This window comes from Marinimicrobium sp. UBA4509 (assembly GCF_002388575.1).
GTDB lineage: Bacteria > Pseudomonadota > Gammaproteobacteria > Pseudomonadales > Cellvibrionaceae > Marinimicrobium > Marinimicrobium koreense.
The window spans coordinates 1-11,300 of record NZ_DGMV01000023.1; the positions used below are offsets into that span (position 1 = coordinate 1).

The 11,300-nt window shown below is 58.7% G+C and carries 7 protein-coding genes; 1 reads left to right on the forward strand and 6 read right to left on the reverse strand.

Annotated features, from left to right (window positions below):
- Positions 1-545 precede the first annotated feature (545 nt).
- Positions 546-2,561 (forward strand): methionine--tRNA ligase, encoded by a 2,016-nt coding sequence (gene metG / locus B3520_RS02550; protein WP_286875345.1) that lies wholly within the window; start codon positions 546-548, stop codon positions 2,559-2,561.
- Between the two features lie 249 nt (positions 2,562-2,810).
- On the opposite strand, the gene sucD is transcribed toward metG, so the two are convergent.
- The 6 genes from sucD to B3520_RS02580 form a co-directional block, all read right to left on the reverse strand.
- Positions 2,811-3,683 carry a succinate--CoA ligase subunit alpha gene (gene sucD / locus B3520_RS02555; RefSeq protein WP_024460477.1) on the reverse strand — a complete coding sequence of 291 codons (873 nt, stop codon included), beginning with the start codon at positions 3,681-3,683 and terminating at the stop codon, positions 2,811-2,813.
- A gap of 122 nt (positions 3,684-3,805) precedes the next feature.
- Positions 3,806-4,969 (reverse strand): ADP-forming succinate--CoA ligase subunit beta, encoded by a 1,164-nt coding sequence (gene sucC, locus B3520_RS02560; protein WP_123637610.1) that lies wholly within the window; start codon positions 4,967-4,969, stop codon positions 3,806-3,808.
- A 138-nt stretch (positions 4,970-5,107) separates the two neighbouring features.
- A complete protein-coding gene (gene lpdA / locus B3520_RS02565; RefSeq protein WP_024460479.1) occupies positions 5,108-6,547 on the reverse strand; it encodes a dihydrolipoyl dehydrogenase in 1,440 nt (479 codons plus the stop codon).
- Positions 6,548-6,659: 112 nt separating this feature from the next.
- A complete protein-coding gene (gene odhB / locus B3520_RS02570; protein ID WP_286804983.1) occupies positions 6,660-7,937 on the reverse strand; it encodes a 2-oxoglutarate dehydrogenase complex dihydrolipoyllysine-residue succinyltransferase in 1,278 nt (425 codons plus the stop codon).
- Positions 7,938-7,989: 52 nt separating this feature from the next.
- Complete coding sequence (locus B3520_RS02575) at positions 7,990-10,824, reverse strand: 2-oxoglutarate dehydrogenase E1 component (RefSeq protein ID WP_123637613.1); 2,835 nt, start codon at positions 10,822-10,824, stop codon at positions 7,990-7,992.
- Between the two features lie 225 nt (positions 10,825-11,049).
- The coding region (locus B3520_RS02580; RefSeq protein ID WP_286875348.1) for a 4Fe-4S dicluster domain-containing protein at positions 11,050-11,300 on the reverse strand (251 nt) is incomplete at its 5' end.

The window sequence follows — 11,300 nt, forward strand, 5'->3', positions numbered from 1 at the left end:
GCTTCTCGTCGGCATCCATGCCTTCGAGAGTCTCCGATGGGGCTCCCCCCTCCTGGGCCTCAGTGCCAACTTGCACGTAAGGTGGATAAGCCAAAGGCGTCATCCACCAAAAAACCGGCCATCTGTGAATTACCTTCGGTTACGGCGGGTGCGCGCTTTGCGCTCCGAAACGTCGGACCGACCCGCCCTACGCCGACACATGGCATGTACCAAGATGGAGGCTGCCCGCGGATTACCACCTGCATTGCAAAGTGGCACTGAGGCCGAGACGGGGAAGGGTGTTTGGAAACTCTCGGAGGCAGGGAGCCGACGAGAAGCCTACAGGGATGTATTCACGGCGGGTTTCCAAACACCCTTCCCCGTCTCGGCCGGTCGGTCTAGCACCCACCAAAGCCATCATAAAAAGGGTTCCGTGCCCACATTATTGCATCGAAACGGGAAAAACCAAGTGTTGTGGTCAACTTTTCCGGCTAACCCCCTGAAGAAACGGGCAAAATTTGCTATAGTGCGCCTCCTTTTTTCACCATCAGACGATCGCAGAGACCATGAGCCAAGCCGCCCGCAAAATCCTCGTGACCAGTGCCCTCCCCTACGCCAACGGCGACCTACACCTCGGGCACCTCATGGAACAGATCCAGACCGACATCTGGGTGCGGTTCCAGAAACTGCGTGGCCACGACTGTCTCTACGTCTGCGCCGACGACGCCCACGGCACCGCCATCACCCTCAAGGCAGAAGAACTGGGCCTGAGCCCCGAGCAGCACATCGAGCGGATGCACACCGCCCATAAAGCCGTGTCCGAAGGATTTCTGATCCAGCACGACAACTACTACAGCACCCACTCCGCGGAAAACCGCGAGCTGGCCGAACTGATCTACACCCGCCTGGACGCCAATGGCCATATCGCCCGGCGCGAAATTACCCAGGCGTTTGACCCGGAAAAAGAGCTGTTCCTGGCCGACCGCTACATCAAAGGCACCTGCCCGAAATGTAAAACTCCAGACCAGTACGGCGATAACTGCGAAGCCTGCGGTGCCACTTACTCGCCCATGGACCTGATCGACCCGGTGTCCGCGCTGTCCGGTGCCACACCGGTACCCAGGCAGTCCGAGCACTTCTTTTTCAAGCTGCCTGAGTTTGCCGACTTCCTGAAGCAGTGGACCCGCGCGGGCCACCTGCAGGACGAAGTGGCCAACAAAGTGTCCGAGTGGCTGGATTCAGACCTGCACGAGTGGGATATCTCCCGGGATGCCCCCTACTTCGGTTTCGAAATTCCCGGCCAACCCGGCAAATACTTCTATGTCTGGCTGGACGCCCCCATCGGCTATATCGCCAGCCTGAAAAACCTGCTGGACGCCCAGGGCAAGGACTGGAACGACTACTGGAAGCCGGACTCCGACGCCGAGGTGTACCACTTCATCGGCAAGGACATCATCAACTTCCACGCCCTGTTCTGGCCCGCGATGCTGCACTCGGCGGGTTTCCGGACCCCGACCAGAATCTGCGTGCACGGTTTTGTCACCGTCAATGGCAAAAAAATGTCCAAGTCGCGCGGGACCTTCATCAATGGTCAGACCTATCTGGACCATCTGAATCCGGAATACCTGCGCTACTACTTTGCCGCCAAACTGACCGGTGCCGTGGACGATCTGGACCTGAACCTGGACGACTTTATCCAGCGGGTGAACAGCGACCTGGTGGGCAAAGTGGTCAACATCGCCAGCCGTACCGCCAAGTTTGTCCAGAAAAGCGACGGCACCCTGGCCAACAACATCGCCGAGCCCGAGCTCTGGCAGCGGTTTGTGGATGCCGAAAGTAGCATCGCCGAGCACTACGAGAACCGCGAATTCAGCAAGGCCATGCGCGAGATCATGGCCCTGGCGGACGCCGCCAACGAGTACATCGCGGCCAAGGAGCCCTGGAAACTGGCCAAAGAGGACGGCTCCGAGGCCGAGGTGCTGGCCATCTGCACCCAGGGCCTGAACTGCTTCCGCGCACTCGTCACTTGGCTCAAGCCGGTACTGCCACAGCTGGCGGAGAAGGCCGAAGCCTTCCTGAGCGAGACGTTGGACTGGAGTCAGCCCCTGCGTTTCCGTGGCGGTGAACGCATCGAGAAATTCAAGCCCCTACTGACCCGGGTGGAGAAGGAGCACGTAAACGCCATGGTCGAAGCCAGCAAAGAGGCCGCCCCGGCCCAGAAAGCGTCCGGCCCTCTAGCCGACGAGCCGATTGCCGAGGAAATCGAATTTGGCGACTTTGCCAAGGTGGATCTGCGCGTGGCCCTGATCGCCAAGGCCGAGCATGTCGAGGGCGCCGATAAGCTGCTGCGCTTGACACTCGACCTCGGGGGCGAAACCCGCAATGTGTTTGCGGGTATCAAGAATGCTTATGCCCCGGAAGATATCCAGGGCAAGCTGACCATCATGGTTGCCAACCTCAAGCCGCGTAAGATGAAGTTCGGAATGAGTGAGGGCATGGTGTTGGCGGCTGGGCCCGGGGGCAAAGATATTCATATTTTGGAGCCCCATAGTGGTGCCAAGCCGGGCCAACGGGTGATGTAAGTGGGGTTACGGCGGATGCGGCCTTTGGCCTTATCCGCCCTACGCGACCTGTGGCACTTAGGCGGGAGAGGGGTAGATCGTTTGGAGACTCTCGAAGGCATGGATGCCGACGCGAAGCCTACAGGGATGTATTCACGGCGGGTCTCCACATGGTATTCCTCCCCAACGCCGGACTAAAACGTCGCTCAAGAAATAAGACAACAGACACAAAAAAGGCGGCTCGCAGGCCGCCTTTTTTGACTGAAAGACTTACCAACCAGTGGCTTCTTTCAGAGCCTGGCCGATGTCCGCCAGGCTGCGTACGGTTTTCACACCGGCGTCTTCCAGAGCGGCGAACTTCTCGTCAGCCGTACCCTTACCGCCGGCAATGATCGCACCCGCGTGGCCCATGCGCTTACCCTTCGGTGCCGTGACACCCGCGATGTAAGACACCACCGGCTTGGTGACGTTGGCCTTGATGAACGCGGCGGCTTCTTCTTCCGCGCTACCACCAATCTCACCAATCATCACAATGGCTTCGGTCTTCGGATCGTTCTGGAACATCTCCAGAATATCGATGAAGTTGGAGCCCGGGATTGGGTCACCACCAATGCCGACGCAGGTGGACTGACCGTAACCGAAGTCGGTGGTCTGCTTGACCGCTTCATAGGTCAGGGTACCGGAGCGGGATACGATGCCCACCTTGCCCGGCTTGTGAATGTGGCCCGGCATGATGCCGATCTTGCACTCACCCGGCGTGATCACACCCGGGCAGTTGGGGCCGATCAGGCGCACGCCCAGCTCATCGCACTTCACTTTACAGTCCAGCATATCCAGAGTCGGAATGCCTTCGGTAATGCACACGATCAGCTTGATACCGGCGTTGGCCGCTTCCAGGATCGAGTCCTTACAGAAGGGAGCCGGTACGTAGATGACGGACGCTTCGGCGCCGGTTTCGGCCACGGCTTCCGCCACGGTGTTGAACACCGGCAGGCCCAGGTGAGTCTGACCACCCTTGCCTGGGGTGACACCGCCGACCATCTTGGTGCCGTAGGCAATTGCCTGCTCAGAGTGGAAGGTACCTTGGGCACCGGTGAAACCCTGGCAGATCACTTTGGTATCTTTATTGATCAAAACGCTCATTGTTGAGTCCTCAAATTCTGTGTTGCTGCGGAGTGTAAAACCGTCCCTGGTGTCTGGGTCCGGCCCGGCCGTCCTGGCCGGTCGCTAAGGGCGCTGCGGAAACATTCAGTTTCCGGTCGCCCTTAGCCCTCCGCGGCTTTAACCACTTGCTGAGCAGCGTCAGTCAAGCTGGTCGCGGCGATGATGTTCAGACCGCTGTCCGCCAGTACTTTGGCGCCCAGCTCGGCGTTATTACCTTCCAGGCGCACAACCACCGGCACCTTCACGCCCACCTCTTCCACGGCGCCAATCACGCCTTCGGCGATCAGGTCACAGCGAACGATACCGCCGAAGATGTTGATCAGAACAGCCTTGACGTTTTCGTCAGACAGAATGATTTTGAACGCTTCCACAACGCGCTCTTTAGTGGCACCGCCACCGACGTCCAGGAAGTTCGCCGGCGCACCACCGTGCAGCTTGACGATGTCCATGGTGCCCATGGCCAGACCAGCGCCGTTTACCATGCAGCCGATGTTGCCATCGAGTGCCACGTAGTTCAGTTCCCACTTGGCGGCGTGCGCTTCACGGGCGTCTTCCTGGGACGGATCGTGCATTTCGTGCAGGTCGTCGTGACGGTACAGGGCGTTGCCGTCGATCGCCACTTTGGCGTCCAGGCAGTGCAGGTCACCGGCCGGAGTGATCACCAGCGGGTTGATCTCGATCAGTGCCACGTCTTTTTCTTTGAACAGCTTGGCCAAGCCCAGGAAAATCTGTACGAACTGCTTGATCTGCTTACCTTCCAGACCCAGTTTGAAGGCCAGGTCGCGGCCCTGATACGGCTGAGCACCAACCAGCGGATCGATGGTGGCCTTGAGGATTTTTTCCGGCGTTTCCTCAGCCACTTTTTCGATTTCCACACCGCCTTCGGTAGACGCCATGAATACGATGCGGCGAGTGGAGCGATCGACGACCGCACCCAGATACAGCTCTTTATCGATGTCGGTGCAGGTTTCAACCAGAATGCGGCTGACCGGCTGACCGTTTTCGTCAGTCTGGTAGGTCACCAGGTTTTTGCCCAACCACTGTTTGGCAAACGCCTCGATTTCCGCCTTTGACTTGACCAGCTTGACGCCACCGGCCTTACCGCGGCCACCGGCGTGAACCTGGGCCTTGACGACGAACTCGGTACCACCGATGGTGTCCGCTGCCGCTACCGCTTCAGCGGGAGTCTGGGCGGCGACACCCTTGGAGACGGGCAGTCCGTACTGAGCGAACAGTTGCTTACCCTGATATTCATGCAAATTCATGGTGCAGTTCCACATTGTCTGTTGCCGGACCGAGGTCTCTTACGGCATTTCCGGCAAGAATGACCAATTAGCAGACCGCGCCTTGGCGGCCTGCCCCCTGGGTTGAGTTCTCTAACTCAGTGTCATTTCTCGTTATTATTAGCGCTTCTTCTTATTGGCGACATGGATCGCATGACCATGAACCGCCAAGGCTGCTTCATGCACAGCTTCAGACAGAGTCGGGTGGCCAAAGACCATCAGACCCAGATCTTCCGCACTGCTGCCGAATTCCATTGCAATCGCCACCTGCTGGACCAGGTCGGCCGCACTCGGTCCCACAATGTGAGCGCCAAGAATGCGATCGGTGTCCGCATGGGCAATGATTTTGACCAGACCGCCGGTTTCATTGGCCGCCATGGCACGGCCGCTGGCCGCAAACGGGAAAGTACCGACGTTGTAGGGCTCCCCATCGGCCTTGATCTGCTCTTCGGTGCGGCCGACGGAAGCCACTTCCGGATGGGTGTAGATCACATTCGGAACCACATCGTAGTTCATCACGGTTTTCTGACCGGCAATACGCTCGGCAACCATCACGCCCTCTTCAGAACCTTTGTGCGCGAGCATGGGGCCGCGCACCACATCACCAATGGCCCAGACACCGGGGGCGCCCGTCGCACACAGGTCGTTGACGTAAATAAAACCGCGCTCGTCCAGGTTCACACCGCTGTCTTCCGCCAGCAGGCCTTCGGTGTACGGACGACGCCCGACACAGACGATCAGCTTGTCAAAGGTCTCTTTCTGCTCTTTACCGTCTTTATCGGTAAAGGTCACGGTCACTTCCTTACCCTTGACTTCGGAGCCGGTCACCCGGCAGCTCAGGCGAATATCCAGGCCCTGCTTGGTGAGGATTTTCTGGGTTTCTTTGGCAATCTGCTGATCCATGATGGACAGGAATTTGTCCATGGCTTCAAGCACCACCACATCGGAGCCCAGACGGTTCCAGACACTGCCCAGTTCCAGACCGATCACACCCGCGCCGATCACGCCCAGACGCTTGGGTACCGCATCAAACTCGAGCGCACCGGTGGAGTCGACGATCACGTCGTTATCAATTTTGGCGACCGGGATATCGATGGGCTTGGAGCCCGACGCCAGAATGACGTTATCCGCCTCGAGGGTTTTGGTTTTACCGTCGTGACCAGTCACTTCCACCTTGCGGTTGGCGAGCAGTTTGCCCGTGCCGAAAACGGAGGTGACGCCATTGGCCTTGAACAAGGCCGAGATACCGCCGGTCAGCTGTTTGACGATGTTGTCTTTGCGCTGAATCATTGAGGGCACATCAATCTCGATGCCCTTGGTCGAAATACCGTGTACTTTGAAGTCGTCTTTGGCTTCGTGGTACTTGTAGGAGCTATCCAGCAGCGCCTTGGACGGGATACAGCCCACATTCAGGCAGGTGCCACCATTGACGCCCTTACCTTCACTGTTCTGCCATTTTTCAACACACGCCGTTTTCAGACCCAGCTGCGCCGCGCGAATCGCCGCAACGTATCCGGCCGGACCGGAACCAATGACTACCACATCAAATTTATCAGACATATTTCATTTCCCAGGTTTACAAGGCTGCCTGGCCCTTGCTTCATCGGGCCAAACACCATTATTCGGTCAGTGAGCTATACCAAAGCGGGCAGTAACCTGCCCGCTTTGTTCATCAGATTTCCAGAAGGATGCGCGCCGGATCTTCCAGCAGGTCCTTGATAGTGACCAGGAACTGAACGGCTTCTTTGCCATCCAGCAGACGGTGGTCGTAGGAAAGCGCCAGGTACATCATCGGCAGGATTTTCACCTCGCCATTGACCGCCATCGGGCGCTCCTGAATCTTGTGCATGCCCAGAATGGCGGATTGCGGAAGATTCAAAATCGGAGTGGACAACAATGAACCGAAGACCCCACCGTTGGTGATGGTGAAGGTACCGCCGGTCATTTCCTCAATACCCAGCTTGCCATCACGGGCGCGCAGACCGTAGTCGCGAATGGTGCTTTCGATATCCGCCAGGCCCATGCTCTCAGCGTTGCGCAATACCGGCACGACCAGGCCTTTGTCGGTAGAAACCGCCACACCGATGTCCTGATAGCCGTGGTAGACAACATCATTGTTGTCGATAGAGGCGTTCACGGCGGGGAAGCGACGCAGCGCTTCGGCGGCGGCTTTCACAAAGAAGCCCATAAAGCCCAGACGGGTACCGTCGTGCGACTTTTCGAACTGATCTTTGTACTTGGCCCGCAGCTCCATGATCGGCCCCATGTTCACCTCGTTGAAGGTGGTCAACATGGCGGTGGTGTTGGAGGCCTCGAGCAGACGCTCGGCAATGCGCTTGCGCAGACGGGTCATCGGCACGCGCTTCTCGGCACGATCGCCGGCGGGCGCTTCGACTTCCGCGGCTTTGGCCGGGGCACTGCTCGACGCGCTGGCGGCCTTGCTGTCACCGGATTTGAGGAAGTTGGCCACATCCTCTTTGGTGACCCGACCGTCTTTCCCGGTACCCGGCACGCTGTTGGGGTCAATGTTGTTTTCATCGGCCATTTTGCGCGCAGCGGGGCTGAGCAGTTTTTCACCGTCATCGCTGGACGCCGACTGGTCGCCGCTGTCCGCGGGCTTGCTCTCGGACTTCTCTTCCGATTTCTTCTCGTCGGAACTATCACCTTTGTTTTCGTCCTTGGCGCCTTTGTCGTCACTCTTGGAGCCGACCGCGCCTTCTTCAAACTTGGCAATGACTTCATTGCTCAGGACGGTATCGCCCTCTTCTTTCAGGATTTCAGACAGGCTGCCATCTGCCGGTGCCACCACTTCCAGCACCACTTTGTCGGTTTCAATATCGACAATCAATTCGTCGCGGGAAACAGCCTCACCGGGCTTTTTATGCCAGGTGGCGATGCTCCCGTCCTGAACAGATTCGGGGAAAGTCGGGGCTTTGATCTCAATAGTCATTCTTTGTCCTTAGCAATCGCTGTGGATTCTTTGTCGAACACAGGCTCCGGCGTCAAACGCTCAGAGCCTCATTGATGAAACGCTTCTGCTCTTCCAGATGCACGGAGGCATAACCCGCGGCCGGTGCCGCTGATGGGTCGCGCCCCACATAGCTGAGATAGAGGTCCGGGTTGTGATCATTCACCACACGCCGCATGTGGTGCTGGCTGCTGTACCAGGCGCCCTGGTTCATGGGCTCTTCCTGACACCAGACGATATCCTTCAGATTTTTGAAAGGCGCCAGCGCCTCTTTCAATTCTTCTTCCGGGAAGGGGTAGAGCTGCTCCAGACGGACCAGAGCCACGTCATCCTGTTCACGTTCCATGCGCTCTTCCAGCAGGTGGTAGTACACCTTGCCGGAACAGAGCACCACCCGCTTGGCTTTCGCCGGGTCAACCTGCTCATCGGTGATCACATTGTGGAAGTGACCGTTGGCCAGATCTTCCAGGCTGGAGGTCGCCAGCTTGTGACGCAGAATCCATTTCGGACTCATGACCACCAGTGGGCGACGCATCGGGCGGATCACCTGACGGCGCAGCATGTGAAACACCTGAGCCGGGGTGGTCGGAATACAGACCTGAATGTTGTGCTCGGCACACAGCTGCATAAAGCGCTCCAGACGCGCGGAGGAGTGCTCCGGGCCCTGCCCTTCGTAGCCGTGTGGCAACAGCATGGTCAAGCCACACAAGCGACCCCACTTGTGCTCACCACTGGTGATGAACTGGTCGATGACCACCTGCGCGCCGTTGGCGAAATCGCCAAATTGGGCTTCCCAGATGATCAGGCCGTTCGGGGTAGTGGTGGCATAGCCATACTCGAACGCCAGCACCGCCTCTTCGGACAGGAAGGAGTCATAAAGATCCAGCGCTGGCTGATCCTCTTTGAGGTGACGCAGCGGGATATAGGTGGAACCGTCTTTCTGACTGTGCACTACTGCGTGACGGTGTGAGAAGGTGCCTCGCCCGACATCCTGACCGGTCAGGCGGACGCCGTAGCCCTGATCCAGCAGCGTTGCGTAGGCGAGCGTTTCCGCCATGCCCCAGTTGATGGGCAGAGCGCCACCGGCCATCTTGCGACGGTCGTCGTAAATCTTGCCGACCTGCTTTTGCACCACCACGCCGTCGGGAATCTCGCACATCTTGTGACCGAGTTCCTGCAGACGTTTCAGGTCGAAGCTGGTATCGCCCGGCGTATTCCAGTCGTGGCCGATGTAGGGCGTCCAGTCGACAAACAGCGAGCGGTCCGGCTCACTGACCAGGCCGTTGGCCACACTTTCACCGCGGTCCAGGGCGGCGCGGTAGTTGTTCATCATTTCGTCAACTTTTTCCGCGGTCACCACGCCAGCTTCCACCAGTTTGTCGGCGTAGAGCGCACGGGTGGTTTTTTGCTTGCGGATCAGTTGATACATCAAAGGCTGGGTCGCCGAGGGATCATCAGCCTCATTGTGGCCGCGACGACGGTAACAGACCAGATCGATCACCACGTCTTTCTTGAACTCATAGCGATAGTCCGCCGCCAACTGGGCCGCAAACAGCACCGCGTCCGGATCGTCACCATTGACGTGGAAAATCGGCGCTTCCACCATCTTGGCCACGTCGGTGCAGTACTCGGTGGAGCGCATGTCTTCGCGCTTGCTGGTGGTAAAGCCCACCTGGTTGTTGATCACCAGGTGTACGGTACCGCCGGTGGCATAGGCTCGAGTCTGGGACATCTGGAAGGTTTCCATGACCACGCCCTGACCGGCGAAGGCCGCGTCCCCGTGCACCACGATGGGCAGCACCTTGGCGCCGATCGGGTCTTCACGGCGATCCTGGCGGGCCCGTACCGACCCTTCAACCACCGGAGAGACGATCTCCAGGTGCGACGGGTTGAAGGCCATGGCCATGTGCAGTTCGCCGCCCGGGGTCATGATATTGGAGGAGAAACCCTGGTGGTATTTCACATCGCCTGAGGTGTCCACCAGACGCTTGGTGCCTTCGAACTCGCCAAACAGTTCTGACGGGCTCTTACCGAAGATGTTGACCAGCGTGTTCAGACGGCCACGGTGAGCCATACCCAGCACGATTTCTTTTGCGCCGTAACCGCCCGCGCGGTTGACGATCGCATCCACCAGCGGAATAAAGCTCTCGCCCCCCTCCAGACCAAAACGCTTGGTCCCGGGGTATTTGCTATCAAGGTGCCGCTCCAGCCCTTCGGCCGCCACCAGACGGTCCAACACGGCCAGGCGCTGCTCATCGCTGAAGTCCGGCTTGGAACGCACACTCTCCAGGCGCTGCTGAAGCCACTGCTTCTCCGCCAGGTTGGTGATATGCATGATTTCCGGACCGACGTGCCCGCAGTAGGTCTGCTCCAGAGCATCGACAATGTCCTTGAGCGGCGCCTCTTCCCGGCCGATGAACAGGTTGCCGGTGTTGAAAACCGTGTCCAGATCCGCTTCTGTCAGACCATGAAATCCCAGCTCCAGGTCAGGAACTCGTTCACGATCCATCAGGCTGAGGGGGTCGAGTTGGGCTTTCTGGTGGCCGCGGAAGCGGTAGGAGCTGATCAGCTGAAGAACTTTGACCTGCTTGCGCTCGTGCTCGAGGCTGACGGAGCCCGCCGCCGTGGCCGACGCGGTCGCTGAGCGGGTTTTGGCGAGACGCTGGAACTGCTCGCGGATTACGGAGTGCGGAACGTCTTGGGTGACTACCCCGTTGACCCGGGGCAATTGCTCAAAGTAATTGCGCCACTCATCGGGAACCGCATTGGGATCGTGTAGATATGTGTCGTAGAGCGCTTCGACGTAGGCGGCATTCCCTCCGGAGATATGGGACGTGCGCCAAAATTGCTCCATGATGCTGTCTTGCATTACACCCACCTTGTCATGGGGTTCGCCAACCACCGGTTCACCGGGATGGCTGGCGGCCGGATCGGGTGTTACCCGATACTCCCCCTGCTAGTCTCTAGCCGTTAGCTACCATAACGCACTCCGCTTGTGGCAGAACGCGCCGCTCAAATACTCAGGCACACCCTTGAGGGTGTGCCGAACAGCCGGGCTCTCGGCCCGACCCATGTTGCTCACATCTGAGTGTGATCAGGTCGCACTTTGCAGCAGCATGGTGCGAATATGACCGATCGCCCGGGTCGGGTTCAACCCTTTGGGGCACACGGACACACAGTTCTGAATGCCGTGACAGCGGAAGACGCTGAAGGGGTCATCCAGGTTCGACAAGCGTTTCTCTGTGGCCAGGTCGCGGCTGTCCGCCAGGAAGCGGTAGGCCTGGAGCAGACCGGCCGGACCAATGAACTTGTCCGGATTCCACCAGAACGACGGGCAGCTGGTTG